This is a genomic window from Streptomyces sp. NPDC091412, assembly GCF_044756885.1.
Classification (GTDB): domain Bacteria; phylum Actinomycetota; class Actinomycetes; order Streptomycetales; family Streptomycetaceae; genus Streptomyces.
Window position 1 is genome coordinate 40,273 of record NZ_JBIVTV010000002.1, and the last position, 20,355, is coordinate 60,627.

The 20,355-nt window shown below is 71.2% G+C and carries 22 protein-coding genes; 10 read left to right on the top strand and 12 right to left on the bottom strand.

What is annotated here, in order from left to right:
* Positions 1-98 precede the first annotated feature (98 nt).
* A complete protein-coding gene (locus ACIQMV_RS04315; RefSeq protein WP_402591032.1) occupies positions 99-1,655 on the top strand; it encodes an ABC transporter substrate-binding protein in 1,557 nt (518 codons plus the stop codon).
* Positions 1,656-1,658: 3 nt separating this feature from the next.
* Here ACIQMV_RS04315 and ACIQMV_RS04320 read toward each other — a convergent pair whose 3' ends face one another.
* Both ACIQMV_RS04320 and ACIQMV_RS04325 read right to left on the bottom strand, forming a co-directional pair.
* On the bottom strand, positions 1,659-3,113 hold the full coding sequence (locus ACIQMV_RS04320; protein WP_402591034.1) for an ATP-binding protein: 1,455 nt from the start codon (positions 3,111-3,113) through the stop codon (positions 1,659-1,661).
* A complete protein-coding gene (locus tag ACIQMV_RS04325; protein ID WP_281156152.1) occupies positions 3,110-3,814 on the bottom strand; it encodes a response regulator transcription factor in 705 nt (234 codons plus the stop codon). The genes ACIQMV_RS04320 and ACIQMV_RS04325 overlap by 4 nt, the downstream gene beginning before the upstream one ends.
* 157 nt (positions 3,815-3,971) lie before the next feature.
* On the opposite strand from ACIQMV_RS04325, the gene ACIQMV_RS04330 reads away from it, so the two are divergent.
* A complete protein-coding gene (locus ACIQMV_RS04330; protein WP_402591910.1) occupies positions 3,972-6,386 on the top strand; it encodes an MMPL family transporter in 2,415 nt (804 codons plus the stop codon).
* Here the strand turns inward: ACIQMV_RS04330 and ACIQMV_RS04335 are convergent.
* From ACIQMV_RS04335 to ACIQMV_RS04355, 5 genes are all read right to left on the bottom strand, one after another.
* Positions 6,379-6,987: a Uma2 family endonuclease gene (locus ACIQMV_RS04335; RefSeq protein WP_402591036.1), complete on the bottom strand. Its 609-nt coding sequence runs from the start codon at positions 6,985-6,987 to the stop codon at positions 6,379-6,381. The two genes, ACIQMV_RS04330 and ACIQMV_RS04335, sit on opposite strands and share 8 nt — an antisense overlap.
* A 90-nt stretch (positions 6,988-7,077) precedes the next feature.
* Entirely contained in the window at positions 7,078-7,830 is a 753-nt protein-coding gene (locus ACIQMV_RS04340; RefSeq protein WP_402591038.1) for a TetR family transcriptional regulator, read from the bottom strand.
* A 9-nt stretch (positions 7,831-7,839) separates the two neighbouring features.
* Complete coding sequence (locus tag ACIQMV_RS04345; RefSeq protein WP_141359150.1) at positions 7,840-8,334, bottom strand: thiol-disulfide oxidoreductase DCC family protein; 495 nt, start codon at positions 8,332-8,334, stop codon at positions 7,840-7,842.
* A 5-nt stretch (positions 8,335-8,339) separates the two neighbouring features.
* Positions 8,340-8,747, bottom strand: a complete 408-nt coding sequence (locus tag ACIQMV_RS04350; protein ID WP_141359148.1) for a hypothetical protein — start codon at positions 8,745-8,747, stop codon at positions 8,340-8,342.
* Positions 8,748-8,860: 113 nt separating this feature from the next.
* The gene (locus ACIQMV_RS04355; protein ID WP_402591041.1) at positions 8,861-9,268 is read right to left on the bottom strand and encodes a VOC family protein; all 408 of its coding nucleotides are present in this window, start codon (positions 9,266-9,268) and stop codon (positions 8,861-8,863) included.
* A gap of 173 nt (positions 9,269-9,441) precedes the next feature.
* Here ACIQMV_RS04355 and ACIQMV_RS04360 point away from each other — a divergent pair, with 173 nt between their 5' ends.
* The 3 genes from ACIQMV_RS04360 (at position 9,442) to ACIQMV_RS04370 (ending at position 11,134) form a co-directional block, all read left to right on the top strand.
* Positions 9,442-9,897 carry a TM2 domain-containing protein gene (locus ACIQMV_RS04360; RefSeq protein ID WP_402591043.1) on the top strand — a complete coding sequence of 152 codons (456 nt, stop codon included), beginning with the start codon at positions 9,442-9,444 and terminating at the stop codon, positions 9,895-9,897.
* Positions 9,890-10,303, top strand: coding sequence for a DUF2752 domain-containing protein (locus ACIQMV_RS04365; RefSeq protein WP_402591045.1), 414 nt, complete (start codon positions 9,890-9,892; stop codon positions 10,301-10,303). The genes ACIQMV_RS04360 and ACIQMV_RS04365 overlap by 8 nt, the downstream gene beginning before the upstream one ends.
* A gap of 567 nt (positions 10,304-10,870) precedes the next feature.
* Positions 10,871-11,134, top strand: coding sequence for a TM2 domain-containing protein (locus tag ACIQMV_RS04370; RefSeq protein WP_141359143.1), 264 nt, complete (start codon positions 10,871-10,873; stop codon positions 11,132-11,134).
* 95 nt (positions 11,135-11,229) lie between these two features.
* On the opposite strand, the gene ACIQMV_RS04375 is transcribed toward ACIQMV_RS04370, so the two are convergent.
* The 5 genes from ACIQMV_RS04375 to ACIQMV_RS04395 form a co-directional block, all read right to left on the bottom strand.
* Positions 11,230-11,991, bottom strand: a complete 762-nt coding sequence (locus tag ACIQMV_RS04375; RefSeq protein WP_141359142.1) for a succinate dehydrogenase iron-sulfur subunit — start codon at positions 11,989-11,991, stop codon at positions 11,230-11,232.
* Positions 11,991-13,745: a succinate dehydrogenase flavoprotein subunit gene (sdhA, locus tag ACIQMV_RS04380; RefSeq protein ID WP_141359141.1), complete on the bottom strand. Its 1,755-nt coding sequence runs from the start codon at positions 13,743-13,745 to the stop codon at positions 11,991-11,993. The genes ACIQMV_RS04375 and sdhA overlap by 1 nt, the downstream gene beginning before the upstream one ends.
* A gap of 25 nt (positions 13,746-13,770) precedes the next feature.
* The gene (locus ACIQMV_RS04385; RefSeq protein ID WP_402591048.1) at positions 13,771-14,250 is read right to left on the bottom strand and encodes a succinate dehydrogenase hydrophobic membrane anchor subunit; all 480 of its coding nucleotides are present in this window, start codon (positions 14,248-14,250) and stop codon (positions 13,771-13,773) included.
* A 5-nt stretch (positions 14,251-14,255) separates the two neighbouring features.
* Positions 14,256-14,636: a succinate dehydrogenase, cytochrome b556 subunit gene (gene sdhC, locus ACIQMV_RS04390; protein ID WP_402591050.1), complete on the bottom strand. Its 381-nt coding sequence runs from the start codon at positions 14,634-14,636 to the stop codon at positions 14,256-14,258.
* A 148-nt stretch (positions 14,637-14,784) separates the two neighbouring features.
* Positions 14,785-15,384, bottom strand: a complete 600-nt coding sequence (locus ACIQMV_RS04395) for a 2-oxo-4-hydroxy-4-carboxy-5-ureidoimidazoline decarboxylase (protein WP_141359138.1) — start codon at positions 15,382-15,384, stop codon at positions 14,785-14,787.
* A gap of 96 nt (positions 15,385-15,480) precedes the next feature.
* Between ACIQMV_RS04395 and ACIQMV_RS04400 the strand changes: the two genes are divergently transcribed.
* The 5 genes from ACIQMV_RS04400 (at position 15,481) to ACIQMV_RS04420 (ending at position 20,071) form a co-directional block, all read left to right on the top strand.
* A complete protein-coding gene (locus tag ACIQMV_RS04400; protein WP_402591052.1) occupies positions 15,481-17,100 on the top strand; it encodes a glycoside hydrolase family 20 protein in 1,620 nt (539 codons plus the stop codon).
* Between the two features lie 111 nt (positions 17,101-17,211).
* Positions 17,212-18,006 carry a DUF4328 domain-containing protein gene (locus tag ACIQMV_RS04405; protein WP_402591054.1) on the top strand — a complete coding sequence of 265 codons (795 nt, stop codon included), beginning with the start codon at positions 17,212-17,214 and terminating at the stop codon, positions 18,004-18,006.
* A 166-nt stretch (positions 18,007-18,172) separates the two neighbouring features.
* The gene (locus tag ACIQMV_RS04410; protein ID WP_402591056.1) at positions 18,173-18,781 is read left to right on the top strand and encodes a hypothetical protein; all 609 of its coding nucleotides are present in this window, start codon (positions 18,173-18,175) and stop codon (positions 18,779-18,781) included.
* A 165-nt stretch (positions 18,782-18,946) separates the two neighbouring features.
* Positions 18,947-19,342: a hypothetical protein gene (locus ACIQMV_RS04415; RefSeq protein ID WP_402591058.1), complete on the top strand. Its 396-nt coding sequence runs from the start codon at positions 18,947-18,949 to the stop codon at positions 19,340-19,342.
* Between the two features lie 129 nt (positions 19,343-19,471).
* Positions 19,472-20,071, top strand: coding sequence for an RNA polymerase sigma factor (locus ACIQMV_RS04420; protein WP_402591060.1), 600 nt, complete (start codon positions 19,472-19,474; stop codon positions 20,069-20,071).
* Positions 20,072-20,355: the final 284 nt, after the last annotated feature.

The window sequence follows — 20,355 nt, forward strand, 5'->3', positions numbered from 1 at the left end:
CGGTTTCCCTCTGGCGAAAAGTGTGTGATTAGGTAACGGCGCCACTCAGGTGTGTGGCATATGCAGAAGGGCCCAAAAGGGGCCTGGGGAGGGTACGGATGCGATCGGTTCGCATGCGGATCCTCACGACGCTGCTCGTGCTGGCGGTCGTGGGGGTGGGCGGCTGGCAGTTGCTGCCGTCGAAGGACGACAATGGCAAGACGATCGTCGTGGGCACGACGGACGCCGTCACGTCGCTGGATCCGGCGGGAGCGTACGACGCGGGCTCCTGGGCACTGTTCAGCAACGTGTTCCAGTCCCTGCTGGCCTTCGAGCCGGGTGGTGTCCAGCCCGTGCCGGACGCGGCCAAGAACTGCGGCTTCGTCGGCAGCGGACTGCGCACCTACCGCTGCGAACTGCGCGAGGGCATCAAGTTCCCCAGCGGTCGCACGATGGACGCCGACGACGTGAAGTTCTCCTTCGACCGCATCAAGAAGGTCAACTCCGACGTCGGCCCCGCCTCGCTGCTGTCGACCCTCGGTTCGGTGGAGGCCGGCGGCATGACCGTCACCTTCCACCTGTCGACCCCGGACGCCACCTTCCCGCTGAAGGTGGCCACGGGCGCCGGCTCCATCGTCGACCACACCCGCTACCCCGCCAACGGGCTGCGCACCGGCACCGCGGTCGACGGCACCGGGCCGTACGTGCTCAAGGGGTACGCCAAGGACAAGAGCGCGGAGCTGACGCCGAACGGCTCCTACAAGGGCGCGATCAGCAGCACCGGGCGACCGGTCGAGCTGCGCTACTTCGACAGCCCGGCCGAGCTCGAGAAGGCCTGGGGCGGCAAGAAGGTCGAAGTCGCCACGCGCAACCTGCCCCCGAAGCTCCTCGCCGGACTCAACCCGAGCGATCCCAGGATGCGCGTGTCCGTGTCCGACAGCGCCGAGACCCGCAACCTGTACCTCAACACCCGTGCCTCCTCACCGCTGCACGACACCCGCGTCCGGCAGGCCATCGCCTGGCTGATCAACCGGGAGCAGCTGGCCAGCACCGTGTACGACGGGACCGTGGACGCGCTGTACTCGCTGATCCCTGCCGGCATCACGGGCCACAACACGGCGTTCTTCGACGCCTACCCGGCGCAGAACACCGAGAAGGCCCGCGAGTTGCTGACCGAGGCCGGCGTGTCGATCCCGGTGCGGTTCACCTACGGCTACGGCAAGGGGCGCGGCGCCGCCGGCGAGGAGGCCGAAGAGCTCAAGCGGCAGCTGGAGGCCAGCGGCCTGTTCAAGGTCGACGCCACGGGCTACGAGTGGTCCGACTTCCAGAAGCGCTGGGCGGGCGGCAAGCTCGACGCGTACGCGGTCGGCTGGGTCGCCGACTACCCGGACCCCGACACCTTCGGCTCCGCCCTCGTCGGCACCGACAGCACCATGAACACCGGCTACAGCAGCAAGACCGTCGACAACCTCATCCGGGACACCCGGGAGTTGGCCGACCGGGGCCGGATCGCCACGGACTTCCGTCGCCTCCAGACGAACGTCGCCACCGATGTGCCGCTGATCCCGCTGTGGCAGCGCAAGGAGTACGTGGTGAGCAGCGAGGACGTCGGCGGCGGCCAGTACCTGTCGGACGGCACGGGCAGCTTCCGGCTCTGGAAGCTCAACTGGATCTGACCGCTACGACCGGGCCTGCGCGGGCAGCGTGACCGTCACCGCGAACCCCTCACCGGGGCGCGTGCGGACGGCCACCTGCCCGCCGTGCGCTTCCGTCACCCCCTGGACGATGGCCATGCCGAGGCCGCTGCCCGCGCCGCCGCCCGCGCGGAAGAAGCGGTCGAAGACACGCGCCGCGTCCTCCTCGGCCAGCCCCGGCCCCTTGTCCCGCACACACAGCCGTACGGCACCGTCGGCGCGCTCCGCCGTGAGCCGCACCGGAACGCCGGCGGGCGTGTGGACGCGCACGTTGGCCACCAGGTTGCCGAGCACCTGCCGCAGCCCCGACTCGTCGGCGTGCACGAGGAGGACGCCCTCGGCGCCGACCGTCACGGGCCGCTCCGGCTGCTGTGCGCGCAGGTCCTCGGCGGCGTCCCGCACCAGCCGGACGACGTCGACGTTCCGCAGCCGCAGCCGCGGCCGCTGGTCCAGGCGGGCCAGGGTGAGCAGTTCGTCGACGAGCCGCCCCATGCGGTCCACCTCGGCGTTCATCCGGTCCCAGGCGCGCCTGCGCTCGTCCGGTTCGGTCAGCATCCCCTTGTCGTACAGCTGGAGGTAGCCGCGTATCGCCGACAGCGGGGTGCGCAGCTCGTGCGAGGCGTCGGCGACGAAGCGGCGCAGCTGGGCCGCGCTGCGCTCGCGCGTGCGGTACGCCGACTCCACCTGGTGCAGCATGGAGTTCAGCGCGACGCGCAGCTGCTCCACCTCCTGGGTGGGATGGTGACTGGAGGGCACACGCCGGGTCAGGTCGCCCTCGGCGATGGCCGAGGAGGTCTCCACCATGTCCTCCAGCGGCCGCATCCGGCGGCGCACGCTGAACATCGTCAGGCAGGCGAGCAGCGCCAGCAGCAGGGTGCCGACGCCCAGGTCCAGCCTGAGGGCCTTGGCGATGCCCTGGTGCAGCGCGTCGGTGGAGGTGGCGAACACCAGGTAGTTGCCGTCGGTCAGACGGGCGGAGGTCGCCCGGTAGGTGGCGCCGTGCAGCGTCACCTCGTGCGGTGCCGGGTCGGCGGCGAGCGCGTGCGGGTCGCCGATCGCGGCGGCCAGGGTCCGCTGGGCGTCGGTCGGCGCGAAACCGGCGATGGGCACGGCCTCGCCGCCGCTGCCGACGGCGGTGAAGACGGATTCCGGCCGGGGCCTGTTGACGGTGGGCTGTACGAAGTGGTCCCGGATGAGGGTCAGCGCGGCCAGCGAGTCGATCTGCCGCATGGTGAGCCGTGAGTCCGCCACGGACTCACGGGTCTTGATCAGCTGGGTGTCGATCTGGCCGAGCAGGTAGTGCCGCATGCCCATCAGGCTCGCGGCGGTCGCCACCACGACGCCCACGGCGAGCAGTCCGACGTTCGCCAGGGTCAGCTTGCCGCGCAGGGAGTGGATCCCGTGCCGGCGGCGCCGCGGACGCGGCCCGCGCGGCCTCATGCCAGCCCGTATCCCACGCCCCGCCGGGTCGTGATCAACGGCGGTCCGAGCGTGTCCAGCTTGCGGCGCAGATAGCTGATGTAGGTCTCGACGACGGTCGACTCGGGCGGTGTGTGCTCGTACTGCCAGACGTGCCTGAGGAGTTGCTCCTTGGGCACGACCCGGCCGCCGTTGCGCACCAGGAAGCGCAGCAGCGCGTACTCGGTGGGGGTGAGCTCGACCGCACGGCCCGCGCGGTGCGCCGAGTACGTCGTCTCGTCCAATTCCAGGTCGCCGTAGCGCAGCGGCGGGCGCTGCGGCAGGACGTCGGCGGGGCGGGTGCGGCGCAGCACGGCCCGTACACGGGCGACGACCTCGTCGATGTTGAACGGCTTGGTGATGTAGTCGTCGCCGAAGCCGAGCGCCCCGACGATCTCCGCGGGCGCGTCCCGCGCGGTGACGAAGACCAGCGCCAGGTCCGGGCAGCGGGCGCGCAGCTCACGGCCCAGCGCCCGGCCGTCCCCGTCCGGCAGCATCACGTCGAGCAGGGCCACGTCGGGCCGGGTGCGCTCGGCGAGCGCGCACGCCTCGCGGACCGTGCCCGCGGTCATCACCTGGAAGCGGTGGTAGCGCAGGGCGATGGCGAGGACGTCCGCGATGGACTCCTCGTCCTCGACGACGAGGACCGTCGCCCCTTCGTGCGCTGCCTCGTTGACGGTCATGTCCCCAGTATCCGCGGTGGGACCGGCGGCGGGGCCGCGGATGCTTTGGAGTTCCTTGAGAGTCGCGGCGGCATGTGCCCGTCCGCGCCCGCCGCTGCGGATGCTGGTGTCCCAGGACCCGGGGGACCCGGATGAAGGAGCGTAGAGCGTGACGACATTGGCGCGGTGGTGCTACCGGCACCGGCTGCTGGTCCTGTTGCTGTGGGTGGTGGCACTGCTCGGGGCGGGCGTGGGGGCGTCCGCCGGGGGCACGGCCTACGCGAACGTCTTCTCCCTGCCGGACACGGACTCCAAGGCCGCGTACGACCTGATGGAGAAGGCGTTCCCGAAGGCGGCGGGCGACACCGACACGGTGGTGTGGAAGGTCGACGAGGGGTCGGTCCGGGACGCGTCGGTGCGCGCCCGGATCGAGCCCGCCCTGGCGGAGATCGGCCGGATGCCGGGGGTGGGCGCGGTCAGCAGCCCGTACACGGGCGCCCGGGGCGCGGCGCAGATCAGCCGGGACGGGACGATCGCGTACGCGCAGCTCACCTTCACCGAGCGGGCGAACGCGGTGCCCAAGCAGCTCGTGCAGGATGTCGTCGACACCGCGCGGGCGGCCGAACGCAGCGGCCTGCGGGTGGAGTTGGGCGGTCAGGCGATCACCCGGATCCAGCAGCCGCCCACGGGTCTGTCCGAGCTGGTCGGCCTCGCGGCGGCGGCGGTCGTGCTGTTCCTCGCCTTCGGCTCGCTCTTCGCGATGCTCCTGCCGATCGCCGTGGCGGTCTTCGGCGTCGGCATCGGCCTGTTCTCCACCCAGATGATCAGCCATGTCACGGACGTGCCCGACATCGCCCCGCTGCTCGCCTCCCTGATCGGCCTCGGCGTGGGCATCGACTACGCGCTGTTCATCGTCACCCGGCACCGGCGCGGACTGCTGCGCGGCCTGGAACCGGAGGAGTCGGCGGTCGTCGCCCTCAACACCTCGGGCCGGGCGGTGCTGTTCGCGGGCGGCACGGTGTGCATCGCGCTCGCCGGGATGCTGGTGACGGGCCTGCGCTTCCTGGACGGCGTGGTCATCGGCACCTCGCTCACCGTGGTGCTGAGCGTGCTCGCGGCCGTCACCCTGCTGCCGGCGCTGCTCGGATTCCTCGGGCCGCGGGTGCTCAGCCGGCGCCAGCGGCGGCGGCTCGCGGCCGGGGGTCCCTCCCGGGACGAGCGGGCGAGCACGCTCGCGGCGCGCTGGTCGGGCACGGTGCAGAGGCGTCCCGCCTGGATCGCGGGCCTCGCGCTGGTCGTCATGGTCCTGCTCGCGCTGCCGGTGCTGTCGCTGCGGCTGGGCGCCACCGACCAGGGCAACGACGACGCCTCGACGACGACCCGCAGGGCGTACGACCTGCTGGCCGAAGGCTTCGGACCCGGCTTCAGCGGGCCGCTCCAGGTGGTCTCCACCGACGGTGACACCACCGCGCTGGTCAAGGACATCGGCGAGACCCGCGGGGTGGCCCGGGTGGCCGCGCTGCCGCCCGCGCACGGCGTCACCGTCATCCAGGTCGTCCCGACCACCTCGCCGCAGTCCGAGCGGACGGACCGGCTCATCGACACCCTGCGCGACGAGGTGATCCCCGGGGCGGGGGCGCAGGCGCACGTCGGCGGTGTCACGGCGGTCTCGAAGGACTTCGCCTCCGTCACGGGCGACCGTCTGCCGTACTTCGTCGTGACCATCGTCGGCCTCGGCTTCCTGCTCCTGCTGGTCGCCTTCCGCTCGCTGCTGGTGCCGCTGACGGCGGCCGTGATGAACCTGGTCGCCGCCGCCGCGTCCTTCGGCGTCCTCGTGGCGATCTACCAGTGGGGCTGGGGCCTGGACCTGCTGGGCCTCGGCAAGGAGGGACCGATCCAGGCGTTCCTGCCGGTCATCATGCTGTCCCTGCTCTTCGGCCTGTCGATGGACTACCAGGTCTTCCTGGTGAGCCGGATGCACGAGGAGTGGGTGCACACCCGGGACAACGCCCGTGCGGTCCGCGTGGGCCTCGCCGAGACCAGCCGGGTCATCAACTCCGCGGCCCTGATCATGGTCTGCGTCTTCCTCGCCTTCGTCCTCAGCGGAAACCAGGGCGCGGCGATGGCGGGCGTCGGCCTGGCGGCGGCGGTCGCGCTGGACGCGTTCGTGCTGCGGACGGCACTGGTGCCGGCGGCGATGCATCTGTTCGGCAGGGCCAACTGGTGGCTGCCGGCCTGGCTGGAGCGCCGTCTGCCGCATCTGGCGGTGGAGGCGAAGGAGGAGCCCGAGGAGGCACCGCTCCCGCGGCAGCCGGGTCCCGCTTCGGTGATCCACGGCTTCATCCGCACCGAGGAGGGCGAGCCCGTCCACGGCGCGGCCGTGACCCTGCTGTCCAAGGCGGGCCGGCAACTGGACCGGGTGACGTCCCTGGCCGACGGCTCGTACATCGTCGCGGTACCGGGCCCGGGTACCTATCTGCTCGCCGCCGCGGCCTCCCCGCACGGGTCCCGCGCCCACCACGTCGTCGTGACCGACGGCCCCCTGGTCCACGATGTGGAACTGAGGGAGGACGAGATGGACGCGGTCAAGTAGCCGACTTCTCCCCGGACTTGAGGATTTCGCCGACATCGAGGGTGACCTCGGCCCCGATGGCGGCGGGCAGGGTGACGACTTCGCCGGGGGAGTACGAGCGGTGATTCTCGTAGTCGTCACCGGCGGGGTCGGTCAGGACATGGAGGCGCTGGTGTTTGCGGTCGACGATCACATGGACCGGGATCTTGGCGCCCGCGTAGGCCTTGACCTTGTTCCGCACGTCGGTCTTCCAGTTGCTGGAGGTGACTTCGAGGACCAGACGGAAGCAGACGGGGTCGTAGCAGTTGTTCTCGATGTAATGGTCCCGGTGGTCCGCATCCAGCAGCGACAGGTCGGGGATCGCGTAGTCCTCGACGCCGCTGGGAAGCCAAAGGCCGATGCCCTGGACCACTTTCGACTCGGCACCGTGCAGTCCGGCGGACAGAAAGGGCACCATCAGGTCGGTCAGTGCTGCACCGTGCGGGCCGTCGCGGGGCGGGGACACGCGGATCCGGCCTCCGACGATCTCGACGCGATACCCCGGATTGCGGTCCATGAGCCGGTTGGCTTCCGCGATCCACGGACGGTCGCCATGGGACCGCTCGACGGATGCAGCGGACATCACGTGCCTCCCGTGGGCTGGTGTCGAGAGCATCACGGTAGGCAGGCCGCCCATCGGGTGTCCCGTTCGCGCCCGATCACCCGGAAGTGATCACCCGGCCGCAGTGCCCTTCCCCCTGCCCGCCGGGTCCGGTATCAGCCGGGTCATGCCCGGCAGGAAGTCCGTGAACAGGTCGTGCACCTCGTGCACCAGGGGGCGCAGGACCCGGAAGCGGGCCAGGGACACCCCGCGGGCGGTGAGCCGGGCGCCCCGCTCGGCCAGCCGGTAGCTGCGTTCGCGGCCCTCCGTGCGGTCGAAGATCCAGTACAGGACGAGCCCCATCTGGGAGAGCCACATCAGCTCGGGCAGCACCTCCCGCAGGTCCGCCGGGACCTTGGTCCGCGCGCCGTCCAGCACTTCCTTGTGGACGTCGATGGCCTCCGCGCGCGCGTGCTCCGACTCGGTGGAGAAGGGACTGAGTGGGCTGTCGGGGTCGGCGGCGTTCTTGAAGAACTGCACCGCGAACTCGTGGTAAGGCGTGGCGATGTCCAGCCACGCCGTCAGCACGCCCGCCAGCCGTGCCTCCAGGTCGGTCTCCCGGGCCAGGACCTCCCGGGCCGCCTCCCGGTGCTCGGCGGCGATCCGGTCGTAGAAGCCCTGGATCAGGTGTTCCTTGCCCTCGAAGTAGTAGTACGCGTTGCCGACGGAGACCCCGGCCTCCTTGGCGATGGCTCGCATGGTCGTCTTGTCGTAGCCGCGCTCCTGGAACAGCCGCATGGCCGTCTCCAGGATGAGCGCGCGGGTCTGCTCGGACTTGCTGGCGGGCACGCCCCCGAGGGGGCCGTCGTCGTTCTTCGCGGGCACGGACAGAGCCTAGCCAGTGGCGCAGGCGCCGCTGTCACAGCCGGGTGGGTCGTAGGTCCAGCCGTGACGCGGGTCGTAGGACCACCCGTCCCCGCGCCGGTACGCACCCCCTCCCCACCGCCCGCCGCGCCACTTGGCGGCGGCCAGCACGGCGCCCCTGGCGAGCCGCGCGCCCGTCGGGGTGCTGAGCCGGTGGGAGAGCGGCCGGTGCTCGCGCAGCGCCCACAGGACGACGATCCAGGCGGCGGCTCCCCGGTAGACCTGCCCCGAGTCGCCGACGACCGTGACCTCGTCCAGGGTGGCGCGGTGGTCGAGGCCCGGGAAACGCCGTCCGGCCTGCTCGGAGCCGGCCGGGAGGAGTTCCAGGGGCACCAGCTGCGGCTGTCTGGCGAGCCAGTCGCGCACGAACGAACACAGCGCGCACTCGGCGTCGTACAGGACGGTCAGCCCGCGGACCGGGACGCGCGCGGAGGCGTCCCGGTCCCGGCCGGCGGTGGCCGGCATCGCGCTCACGCCCCGGCCGCGGGGGCGGCCCAGTCCTGCGGCGGGACCGGCGGGACCTGCTCGCGCTCCAGCACCCCGCGGCGGCGGATCCGGTTCAGCACGTACACGTTGCCCAGATGCATCACGCCGAGCACCAGCAGCACCACGCCGAGCTTCGTCGACAGCGCCTCGAAGATGCCGCGTGTGTCGTCGATGCTCTGGTCGCCGCTCAGGTACAGCGTGACGAAGCCGAGGTTGACGAGGTAGAAGCCGACCACCAGCAGGTGGTTCACGGCGTCGGCGAGCTTGTCGTCGCCGTGCAGCACGTCGGCGAGGAAGATCCGCCCGTTCCTGCTGAGCGTGCGGGCCACCCAGACGGTCAGGGCGATGCTGACGAGCAGATAGATGACGTAGGCGATGACCGTGCGGTCCATGCCCCCCACCCCTTCTTTTGAACGCGTTCAAAACGCTGACAGGGGTGACTCTAGACCTGTTTTTGAACGCGTTCAATACGGGGGTGGGGGGAGTCCGGTGGTGACGGAACGCCTCAGGGCCTGCGCCCCAGCTCCGGCCGTTTGCCGTGGTCCGTGAAACCCAGCACGTTGCCCCACGGGTCGGCGATCTCGACGGTCCAGCCGGTCGCCACGGCGAAGGGCTCGTCGAGCAGGTCGATCCCGGCCTTCGTCAGCTCGCGCGCCGCCGCCCGCGCGTCCGGCACCTCCAGCCACACCCGCGGCGAGGGCCTCGGCGGCGGACGGTACCCGAACTCCTCCTCGCGCAGCAGGATCCCCGGTGTCTCGCCCCCGGCCTTCAGCAGTGCGATGCCGGCCTCGTCCGGACGGAACGCCACCGCGAACCCGGCCAGCTCGTAGAACCCCACGGCCTCGCCCAGATCCCCCACGGGCAGCAGGGCGTTGTCGAACCCGAGCAGCTCGTACGACTCGTCATCCGACATGCCATCAGATGAGGTAGGGGCCCGCCGGGTCCGGGAGGCGGGGCGCGCAGCGGGCACCGGCTCACTCGTTCGGGCCGGACGGCCGGGCGCCGAGCGGGACCCCGATGTTTCGCTTCAGCCGCTCTTCCTGCAATATGACCGTCAGTTCGTCGGCAGTCGAAGAGTGGAGCCACGTGTCCGAGCAGCCGCAGCAGCCGCAGCAGCCCAACCAGGCCCCGGGATACGGGTATCCCAACCAGCAGTCCGGCGGCTACCCGCCTCCCCCGGGTGGTTACCCGCCGCCCGGCGCGTACCCGCCGCCGCCCGGCGCGTACCCGCCGCCGCCCGGCGGCTACCCGCCTCCCGGTGGTTACCCGCCTCCCCCGGGGATGCAGTACGACCCCAACGCCCCCTACGGCTACGACCCCTACGGCCGCCCCTACTCCGACAAGTCGAAGATCGTCGCCGGTGTCCTCCAGCTCAGCCTGGGCACCCTCGGCATCGGCCGCTTCTACATGGGCCACGTCGGGATCGGCATCGCCCAGCTCTTCACCTGCGGAGGGTTCGGCATCTGGTCCCTGATCGACGGCATCATGCTGCTGACCGGCAACGACAACACCGACGCGCAGGGCCGGATCCTGCGTGGCTGACGCGGTGTCCGGCGCGGTGCACGGCCGGCTGCTGCGGCATCCGGCCGCCGCCCCGCTCGCGGTGCTGTGCGCCGGGGTGGCGGGTGCCGGGTACCTCTACGTCACCGACCCGCACCAGCCCGGCCACGTCCTGCCCCAGTGCCCCTTCCGGTACGTCACCGGGCTGCTCTGCCCGGCCTGCGGCGGCACGCGCATGGTGTACGACCTGATGCACGGCCGCCTCACCCAGGCCTGGCTGGACAACAGGATGCTCCTGCTCGCCGCGCCGTTCGCGCTGGCGCTGCTCGGCAAGTGGGCCCTGGAGGGGCTGCGCGGGCGCCGCTGGCACCCCCGGCTCAGCCCCCGGGCACAGGCGGCGGTGCTGCTGGTGGCCGTGGCGTGGACCGTGGTCCGCAACATCGGCTAGTGCTGTGGCCGGGAAGGTTTGCCGGGAAGCTCGCGGCGTCCGGTGCTGGGGGCACCTCCCACGCCGTTCAGGCAGTGGGGGAGCATCGCAAGGCGGAGCATTGCCCGCGTACTGGAGGTACTCGGGTGATGCGACAACGGGGCGTGGGGGTACCCCCGGCCGAAGGCTGGGGGAGTGCCGTGCCGGGCGTCGCGAGCCGGTGAACCTTTCCGGTCACAGCACCAGAGGCGGTCGGCACGGCGCCGGGACGGTGGTGCGGCGCCGGCGCGGGCGTACGGCGCCGACGAGCGCGTACGGCATCGACGAGGGCGAGTGGACGGGCCGGAAGCCGGCGCGGTGCCAAATGCCGCCAATGTGGCCGAATTTGATCACAGAACGGGAACGTTCCTTCGAACCCCCTCCCGCGCCGCCCTTCCGGATCCTTATGCTCCCAACGCGCAGGGGGGCGGCCGCATCCGGTCGACGCGCGTGGAATCACGCTCGGATGCCGTGTGACGGGGCAGTCGGCTCCCTGGCCCCGGAGGTTCCCACTCCGGGTGTTCTCACCACTCCCCAGGAGCACCAGCCATGACTGTCCCCACCCCTGACGCCCCCTACGGCTACGACCCGCAGGGCCGCCCGTACTCCGACAAGTCGAAGATCGTCGCGGGCATCCTCCAGCTCTTCCTCGGAAGCCTGGGCATCGGCCGCTTCTACGTCGGTTCCGTGGGTGTGGGCATCGCCCAGCTGCTGACCTGCGGCGGTCTGGGCATCTGGGCCCTGATCGACGCCATCCTCTTCTTCACGAGCAACGACCGCACGGACTCGCAGGGTCGCGTCCTGCGCGGCTGACTCGTCCGCGTACCCGGCGACGACAGCCGGGCACAGCACGCCGAGGGCCCCGTTCCGGATGGAACGGGGCCCTCGGCGTCGCGTACTGCGGAACGTCAGAAGCGGCGCGTGATCAGCGCCCGCTTCACCTCCGCGATCGCCTTCGTCACCTCGATGCCGCGCGGGCAGGCGTCGGTGCAGTTGAAGGTGGTGCGGCAGCGCCAGACGCCGTCCTTGTCGTTGAGGATCTCCAGGCGCTGCTCACCGGCCTCGTCACGGCTGTCGAAGATGAACCGGTGGGCGTTGACGATGGCCGCCGGGCCGAAGTACTGGCCGTCGTTCCAGAAGACCGGGCAGGACGAGGTGCAGGCCGCGCACAGGATGCACTTCGTCGTGTCGTCGAAGCGGGCGCGGTCCTCGGCGGACTGCAGGCGCTCCCGCGTCGGCTCGTTGGTCTCCTTGGTGACCAGGAACGGCATGACGTCCCGGTACGCCTGGAAGAACGGCTCCATGTCCACGACCAGGTCCTTCAGGACCGTGAGGCCCTTGATGGGCTCGACCGTGATCGGCTTCTCGGGGTTGATGTCCTTGATCAGCGTCTTGCAGGCCAGACGGTTCTTGCCGTTGATCCGCATGGCGTCCGAGCCGCAGATGCCGTGCGCGCAGGAGCGACGGAAGGTCAGCGTGCCGTCGAGGTCCCACTTGATCTTGTGCAGGCCGTCGAGGACGCGCTCCTTGGGGTCGATCTCCAGCTGGAAGTCTTCCCAGGTCGCCTCGGCCGAGACCTCCGGGTTGAACCGGCGGACGCGGAAGGTGACGGTGATGTAGGGGGAAGCGGCGGACTCCGCCTCCACCTTGTCCAGAACGGGGGTTGCCATCAGTACTTACGCTCCATCGGCTGGTAGCGGGTCTGGACGACCGGCTTGTAGTCGAGACGGACGGTTTCCGACCCGTCGTCGCCGACCTCGCGGTACGCCATGGTGTGGCGCATGAAGTTGACGTCGTCGCGGTTGGGGTAGTCCTCGCGGTAGTGACCACCGCGGGACTCCTTGCGGGCCAGGGCGGAGACCGCCATGACCTCGGCCAGCTCCAGCAGGTTGCCCAGCTCGACGGCCTCCAGCAGGTCCGTGTTGAACCGCTTGCCCTTGTCCTGGATCGACACGTTCTTGTAGCGCTCGCGCAGTTCGGCGATCTTCTCGACGGCCGTCTTGATCGTCTGCTCGGTGCGGAACACCATGACGTTGGCGTCCATGGTGTCCTGGAGCTCCCGGCGGATGTTCGCCACCCGCTCGGTGCCGGTGGAGGTCCGCAGCCGCTCGAGCTGCTCGACCACGAACGACTCGGGGTTCTCCGGCAGCTCCACGTAGTCGGCCTTCGCCGAGTACTCCGCGGCCGCGATGCCGGCCCGCTTGCCGAACACGTTGATGTCCAGCAGCGAGTTGGTGCCCAGGCGGTTGGCGCCGTGCACGGAGACGCAGGCGACCTCGCCGGCCGCGTACAGGCCCGGCACGACCGTGGTGTTGTCCGAGAGCACCTCGCCCTGGACGTTGGTCGGGATACCGCCCATCGCGTAGTGCGCGGTCGGCTGGATCGGGATCGGGTCGGTGTACGGCTCGATACCCAGGTAGGTCCGCGCGAACTCGGTGATGTCCGGCAGCTTGGCGTCCAGCTGCTCCGGCGGCAGGTGGGTCAGGTCCAGGTAGACGTGGTCGCCCTCGGGACCGCAGCCGCGGCCCTCGCGGATCTCCGTGTAGATGGAGCGGGAGACGACGTCACGGGAGGCGAGGTCCTTCATGACCGGCGCGTACTTCTCCATGAAGCGCTCGCCGTCCTTGTTGCGCAGGATGCCGCCCTCACCGCGGGCGCCCTCGGTGAGCAGGATGCCCATGCGCCAGATGCCGGTCGGGTGGAACTGGAAGAACTCCATGTCCTCCAGCGGCAGCCCGCGCCGGTACACGGCGGCCTGGCCGTCACCGGTCAGCGTGTGCGCGTTCGACGTCACCCGGAAGAACTTGCCGTTGCCGCCGGAGGCGTAGATCACGGACTTCGCCTGGAAGATGTGGATCTCGCCGGTCGCCAGCTCGTACGCCACCACGCCGGCCGACTTCTTGACGCCGTCGACCTCGGTGATCAGCTGGTCCAGGACGTAGAACTCGTTGAAGAACTCCACGCCCTCCTTGACGCAGTTCTGGTACAGCGTCTGGAGGATCATGTGGCCGGTGCGGTCGGCCGCGTAGCAGGAGCGGCGGACCGGGGCCTCGCCGTGGTTGCGGGAGTGCCCGCCGAAGCGCCGCTGGTCGATCGTCCCGTTGGGCGTCCGGTTGAACGGCAGGCCCATCTTCTCCAGGTCGAGGACGGAGTCGATGGCCTCCTTCGCCAGGATCTCGGCGGCGTCCTGGTCGACCAGGTAGTCACCGCCCTTGACCGTGTCGAAGGTGTGCCACTCCCAGTTGTCCTCCTCCACGTTCGCCAGCGCGGCGGCCATGCCGCCCTGCGCGGCGCCCGTGTGGGAGCGGGTCGGGTACAGCTTGGTCAGGACCGCGGTGCGGCTGCGCTTGGTCGCCTCGATGGCGGCCCGCATACCGGCGCCACCGGCGCCGACGATGACGGTGTCGTACTTGTGGATCTTCATCAGGAAAATACCTCGGTCCCGGGGCCTAGCGGATGTTCGGGTCGAAGGTGAAGATCACCAGCGTGCCCAGCAGGATGGTCCACACCGTGGCGGTGTACAGCAGACCCTTCAGCCACAGGCGCGTGTTCGCGCGCTCCGCGTAGTCGTTGATGACCGTGCGCAGGCCGTTGCAGCCGTGCAGCATCGCCAGCCACAGCATGAGCAGGTCCCAGACCTGCCACCAGGGGGAGGCCCAGCGGCCCGCCACGAAGGCGAAGCCGATCTTGGAGACGCCGCCGTCCAGGACGAGCTGGATCAGCAGGTGGCCGATGACGAGGACGACCAGGACGATGCCGGACAGCCGCATGAACAGCCAGCCGTACATCTCGAAGTTGCCGCGGGTCGACTTCGGGGTCTTCCGGGTGCGCTGACGCGGGGCCTCGATGAGGGGGGCGGGGTTGTCCACGCCGTAGACGGCGCCGCCCTCGACCGGGCCGATGCCGGAAGCGGTGGTTTCAGTGGACATGTGCGTCAGCTCCCGAATACTGCACGAACGGCGTGGCCGAGGACGGGGTAGATCGCCCCGATCATGAGCAGGACCCAGACGCCGACCACGGTCCACAGCATCTGCTTCTGGTACCGGGCGCCCTTGGCCCAGAAGTCGACGGCGATGACACGCAGGCCGTTGAGAGCGTGGAAGAGGATGGCGGCGACCAGCCCGTACTCGAGCAGGGCGACGATCGGCGTCTTGTAGGTGGCCACGACCTTGTCGTAGGCCTCCGGAGACACACGCACGAGTGCGGTGTCCAGCACATGGACGAACAGGAAGAAGAAGATGAGGACGCCGGTGACTCGGTGAGCCACCCAGGACCACATTCCTTCCCGGCCGCGGTACAGCGTTCCAGCCGGCACGGAAGAACCCTCCGGGAGCGGGGATTAGGGCCGCGCCGGCTTCACTGTCGGTCGGGCCCGGCCGGGTACGGTCCACCGGCCCCCAGTATCGTACCGAGGTGCTGGCGGGGGCCTTACGGGGGGTCCGCCCGTGTGAACGAAGTCGCCCTCAAAGGTGCACGGACGGCGCAGTGGCGGCGCCCAGAAGGCCCCGAAGCCGCCCGTTCGCCAGCCTCCGCAGCTCCTCCCGGGCGACGCCGCGCTCGTCCTCCGGATCGTTGGTCAGACGTGACCGGATCGCCGGCAGGACCCGGTCCAGGGTCTCGTCCGGGGCGGTGCCGTCCAGACAGATGACGAAGGTGTGGCCGAATCTGGCCTCGTAGGCGGCGTAGCCGGCGCTCAGGGCCGTGGAGGCGGCCGCGTACGTGTGGGCGGGCAGCTTCGGCAGTGGTTCTTCCGCCAGGGCCCCGGCGAGTTCCTCGGGGTCCAGGTCGTACGTCGCCTCGTCCGCCGCCGCCAGGAGGGACGGTACGTCCGGATAGGGACGGTGGGCGGCGACGCGGCGGGCCCAGCGGGGGCTGTGCAGGCAGGTCAGGAGGGTCCGGTGGATCTCGGGGGCGGGGGCGGTGTTGAGGCGCTCCAGGTTCTGCGCGGGCAGCGTGGGTCCTAGGTCGGCAGGGATGTCGGCAGGAGGCCGGCAGCGTGTCGGCAGGGGGGTCGGCAGGGGAATCCGTGAGAGATGCGCCGCTACGTTATCGGGTGTGCTCATGACGTGTTCGACGGGTGCTTGAATTTCACTCGGACGGGAGAGTTTGAGAGCGTGCGGTGGACACGGGCGGTCGTCATGGGCCGTTAGGTTGGCCGGGTGAGCAAGCACAGGCGCCGGGCTCCGGCACGCAAGCCGCCGCGCACGCGGGCTGTCGTCGTGGGCGGGTTCGTCACCGCCGTCGGACTGGGCATCGGTCTGGCCGTGTGGTCCTCAGGGGGCGACGAGTCCCTTGCGGACGCGGCGCCGGGCGGGCCGTCCGGCTCGGGGAGTCCCGGCCCCACCCGCAGCCACCCGCTGTCGCAGGCGCCGCGGACCATCCCCGCCGTGCGCTCCCACACCGCCGCCCGCGGCCCCGGCTGGCGCCCGGAGCCAGGCGCCCGGGTCGTGGTGGACCACGCCTCCCTCGCCGACGAGGGGAAGCTGATCGCGAGTGAACTCGGTCTCACCTACTCCGGCCGGCGCGGCGACGTGCGTCCGGGGGACGTCCGGCTGGCGCTGGACAAGGGCGCGGGCCGCAACCCCGAGTCGTACACCATGACCGTGCGCGACGGCCGGGTGACCATCAGCGGGCCGGCCGACGCGGGGGTCTTCTACGGCACCCGCACCCTGAAGCAGGAGGTGCACGGCGGCGGCACGGCCCCCGAGGGGGTCGTGGAGGACGCGCCGGACAAGCCGCGGCGCGGTTTCATGCTGGACATCGCCCGCAAGCCGTACACGGCCGACTGGCTGGAGGACCGCATTCGGGAACTCGGGGACCTGAAGTTCAACGAGCTCGGCCTGCACTTCTCCGACGACCAGGGCTTCCGCATCGAGTCCGACACGCACCCGGAGGTCGTCTCCGCGGATCACCTGACCAAGGCCCAGGTCAAGCGGATGGTCGATCTGGCCGCCGGCCGGCACATCACCGTCGTCCCCGAGATCGACTCGCCGGGCCACCTCGGCGCCGTGACAGCCGCCCACCCCGAGTTGCAGCTGCGCAACGCGCAGGGCGTGGCGACACGCGGCGCCATCGACATCTCCGAGCCCCGGTCGGCCGCGATCGTCGACGACCTGCTCGACGAGTACGCGGACCTCTTCCCCGGCGGCCACTGGCACCTCGGCGGCGACGAGTACCAGGCGCTCACCGTGCGCGACCCCGAGGCGTCCTACCCGCAGCTGGCCGCCGCCGCGCGGAAGGCCTACGGCGCCGGCGGCAACGTGGCCGACCTGACGACGGGCTGGCTGAACGACCGCGCCGCCACCGTCCGCGGACACGACCGCACCCCGCGCGCCTGGAACGACGGATTCTTCCGGAGCTCGTCGGTGCCGCCCGCGCGGGACATCGAGGTCGCCTACTGGACGGGCAAGGAGTACGGCGCCCGGCAGCCGCTCGAGTACCTCGACGCCGGCCGCAAGGTGCTCAACTACAACGACGAGTTCCTGTACTACGTCCTCGGCGAGCCGCAGACCTTCGTCTACCCCACCGGCCGGCGGATCTACGAGCAGTGGACCCCGCGCGTGCTGCGCGGCACCGAGGCGGTGTCCGGCAAGTACGACGCGCAGATACTGGGCGGCTCGTTCGCCGTGTGGTGCGACCTGGCGAACTCCCAGACCCAGGACCAGGTGGCGGCCGGTATCCGGATGCCGCTGCGGGCCACCGTCCAGAAGCTGTGGGACCCGCGTGAACCGGCGATGTCCTGGGCGGAGTTCAAGGGGCTTGCCGACAAGCTGGGTTGATGCCGAATCGAGTGGACGTACGAAGGGCGGGCGCCGTAGGTTCCGGGTGCCGCGCCCGCGCTCCGGGGGGAGCCGGGACGGCTCCACTACGACACCTCGGGGGGACCCACCATGATCTGCGCACGCTGTCACCACCTGGCGGCGGCACCCGGCGGCACTCTCTGCACCAGCTGCGCGGCCGTTCCGGCGCCCGCCGTTCCGGCGCCGGCCGTCCCGCCGCCGCCCGTCCCGCCGTACACGGGGCGGCCGCAGGCCTGGCTGCGCTCGCCGGTCGCACTCGGCCGGGCCGCCGCCGCGATGCTTCTCCTCGCCGCCGCCGCCGACCTGTTCGCCGTCTGGACGGACATCGTGATGTACGACGTCTCGGGCGACCTCGTGAACGGCTCGGTCGGCGCGGACGTGATGCGGCGGGCCGACGACGCCGACCGGCTCTACGCCGTCGCGGGCGTCACCCAGTTGGTCACGCTGCTCGCCAGTTGTGTCGTCTTCCTGTGCTGGTTCTACCGGGTGCGGGTCAATGCCGAGGTGTTCGATCCCTCCGGGCACAGCATGAAGCGCGGCTGGGCGATCGGCGCGTGGTTCACCCCGGTCGTCAACCTGTGGTTCCCGCGCAGGATCGCCGTGGACATCTGGGAGGCCAGCAGCCCGGCGGACGGGCCCAGGTCGAACTGGCCGGTGAATACCTGGTGGACGCTGTGGGTCATCGGCCTGCTGGCCGGCCGGCTGGCGGACAGCCACTACAACCAGGCCGTCGCGGCCAAGGCCCTGCACGAGGCCGCCGGGGAGATGATGTTCAGCGACGCCCTCGACGTCGTCGCCGCCGTGTTCGCCGTTCTCGTGGTGCTCCGGCTGACCCGTATGCAGCACGAGAAGGCGTTGCGGGGACCGGCGCCGGCCGCGGCCTGACCTCGCTTCCCCGGCGCCGGCAGCCGACCTCGGTCGTTGGCCGAAACCTTCTCTTATGCCAACTTGCTCGACTCTGCGTGCAACCCGTGTGAAACTACCGGCCGATCGCACGCAGTAAGGGCAAGTGCGGGCTCCGTAGAGGTCGGCGCCCTTTGAGGAGGCGTGGATGAGCCTGGTGGAACTGATCGCGCAGGCCGACGAGCGCGGGCTGGCCGCCAGCGGGCTGGCTTGTTTGGATCGGTGTGTGCCGCTGCTCGGCGGCGACGACGAGGTCCTGCGGCCGCTGTGGGGGAGCCTCGCCGAGGACTCCGCCCATTCCTCGGACGGCGACTGGGCGGAGCGGCTGGAGCAGGCACGCGGCGCGCTGGGCGAGGGGGACGCCGGGGACGCCGGGGACGAGGCCGCGCTGCTGGCCCGCCGGATGCTGATCGCCGCGCCGGCCGCCCGGTCCGCGGCCGAGGTGCGGCAGTGGGCCGACGCCTGCTCGGTCGCCTCGCTCCAGATCCACCGGCTCCTCGACCCGGCCGAGGACGCCGCCTCCGACGGCTCCCTCCCCGAGGCGCTCGACTCCGTCCGCGCCGGGGCGAACCCCGTTCCGGGCTCCGTCGAGGGCATGTCGCCGCTGGTCGCCGGTGAGTTGCGCCGGCAGATCACCGTCCTGGAGCTGGTCGCCGGACACGGGCGGGCCGGACTCCGCCAGGCCCTGGAGGTCTCCACGGAGGGGCGCCGCGTCCTGCGGGCGGTGGTGTCCCGCCGGGCCCGCGGCCGGGTGTGAGCCGGCGGCCCCGGACGGGCCGGGCGCGCGGCGGAGATCTGTGAGCGTCCTGCGGGTGCGGTGCGGTGGTCCTGCGTCGGTCGTGCGCCGGTTGTGGGCAAGATCGCGGTCGTGGGTGACGAACCACGGGCGGATCGCGCTCTTCCCTATGTGACAGCCCAGCATGTGACGACTCATCAGCAGGACAGGCCCCAGGCCGCCACCAAACCGGTGCGGTGGGCGGCGGACACCGTGACGGCGATGCGCGAGGGCGCCCGGCTGCGCCTGGACTACTCGGTGCAGAGCCTGTGGCGCGTCGACCGGACGATCGAGGAGATACGCCGCGAGGGCACTCCGCACGCGGCCGTGCGGAGCGTGCTGCGCGGCTTCGGCGCGTACGCCGGCGAGGTGATCGTCCGTCATGGCGGCGGGGCCGAGTGGTGGGCGAGCGGCGGCGAGCACTGGGTGCGCACCGCGGACGGACGGCTGTGGGACCCCATCGAGGAGGCCGGGCGGTGCTTCACGGGTCAGGGGTCGCTGCGGCTGCTGTGCCGGGACGCGATGGGGACCGAGCGGATCTGAGCCGTGGCCGTGGGGCCGCTGACGAGCTGTGACACTTCTGTGGGAGCGGACGCTGATGACCGTGGGGGCGTGGACACGGCCGGTCGGTGGTGCGCACGTCTGGGGACTCGCTACGGACGAGGACAGTTCTTGGGCCAGGGAGGGGAACCCCGCCGCGCGCAGGCGCACGACGGGGACTTGGGTGCGGCCGTCGCGCGGGCCCAGGAAGGCGACGAGGATGCCTTCGCCGTCGCGTACCGGTTGGTGCAGCCCGGACTGCTCGGGTACGTGCGCGGTCTCGTCGGCGACGACGCCGAGGACGTGGCGTCCGAGGCCTGGCTGGAGATCGCGCGGGACCTCGGCCGGTTCCGGGGCGACGGGGCGGGCTTTCGCGGCTGGACGGCGACCATCGCCCGGCACCGGGCGCTCGACCATCTGCGCCGACGGCGGGTGCGGCCCCAGGCCGCCACGCTGGAACAGGACGTCCTGGAGCTGCCCGGCCCGCACAGCACCCATGACCAGGCCCTGGAGTCCATGACCACCGAGCGCGCTCTCGACCTCGTCCGCCGGCTGCCCCGCGACCAGGCGGAGGCGGTACTGCTGCGGGTCGTCGTCGGCCTCGACGGCCCCGCCGCCGCGCGCGTCCTCGGCAAACGGCCGGGCGCGGTGCGCACCGCGGCCTACCGGGGGTTGAAACGGCTGGCGCGGCAGCTCGACGAGGAGGCCCGGGGCGGGGCGGCGGAGCGATGAGTACCGAGGCAACGGCCGGGGCCGCCACCCCCCACAGGAGAGGCCCCGGCCGTCGCGCGGCACGGGCCGCGCGGCCCGTATTCCTTACAGCGCCGACGGTGCGGTTTCTGTCACACCTCGCCCCGGCTCCGGTTGGTTGCACGTTGTACGGTCATGGACGGCAGGCGGTTTCAGGCCGTAACGTGCCTTTCGCGCCGAGGTGCGGCGGGCATGGCCACCGCAACGATCTGCCGCCTCGAACACCGCAGCCGTCAACTGAGGAACCACGACGGCCAGAGCCCGGT

Bases quoted from the DNA above. Each gene is read 5' to 3' on its own strand.
- ACIQMV_RS04385 (WP_402591048.1), bottom strand. From the start codon at position 14,250: ATGTCCACTGAAACCACCGCTTCCGGCATCGGCCCGGTCGAGGGCGGC.
- ACIQMV_RS04395 (WP_141359138.1), bottom strand. From the start codon at position 15,384: ATGAGCACACCCGATAACGTAGCGGCGCATCTCTCACGGATTCCCCTG.
- ACIQMV_RS04345 (WP_141359150.1), bottom strand. From the start codon at position 8,334: ATGCCGGCCACCGCCGGCCGGGACCGGGACGCCTCCGCGCGCGTCCCG.
- ACIQMV_RS04410 (WP_402591056.1), top strand. From the start codon at position 18,173: ATGAGCCTGGTGGAACTGATCGCGCAGGCCGACGAGCGCGGGCTGGCC.
- ACIQMV_RS04405 (WP_402591054.1), top strand. From the start codon at position 17,212: ATGATCTGCGCACGCTGTCACCACCTGGCGGCGGCACCCGGCGGCACT.
- ACIQMV_RS04375 (WP_141359142.1), bottom strand. From the start codon at position 11,991: ATGGCAACCCCCGTTCTGGACAAGGTGGAGGCGGAGTCCGCCGCTTCC.
- sdhA (WP_141359141.1), bottom strand. From the start codon at position 13,745: ATGAAGATCCACAAGTACGACACCGTCATCGTCGGCGCCGGTGGCGCC.
- ACIQMV_RS04370 (WP_141359143.1), top strand. From the start codon at position 10,871: ATGACTGTCCCCACCCCTGACGCCCCCTACGGCTACGACCCGCAGGGC.
- ACIQMV_RS04325 (WP_281156152.1), bottom strand. From the start codon at position 3,814: ATGACCGTCAACGAGGCAGCGCACGAAGGGGCGACGGTCCTCGTCGTC.
- ACIQMV_RS04350 (WP_141359148.1), bottom strand. From the start codon at position 8,747: ATGGACCGCACGGTCATCGCCTACGTCATCTATCTGCTCGTCAGCATC.
- ACIQMV_RS04355 (WP_402591041.1), bottom strand. From the start codon at position 9,268: ATGTCGGATGACGAGTCGTACGAGCTGCTCGGGTTCGACAACGCCCTG.
- ACIQMV_RS04335 (WP_402591036.1), bottom strand. From the start codon at position 6,987: ATGTCCGCTGCATCCGTCGAGCGGTCCCATGGCGACCGTCCGTGGATC.
- ACIQMV_RS04320 (WP_402591034.1), bottom strand. From the start codon at position 3,113: ATGAGGCCGCGCGGGCCGCGTCCGCGGCGCCGCCGGCACGGGATCCAC.
- ACIQMV_RS04315 (WP_402591032.1), top strand. From the start codon at position 99: ATGCGATCGGTTCGCATGCGGATCCTCACGACGCTGCTCGTGCTGGCG.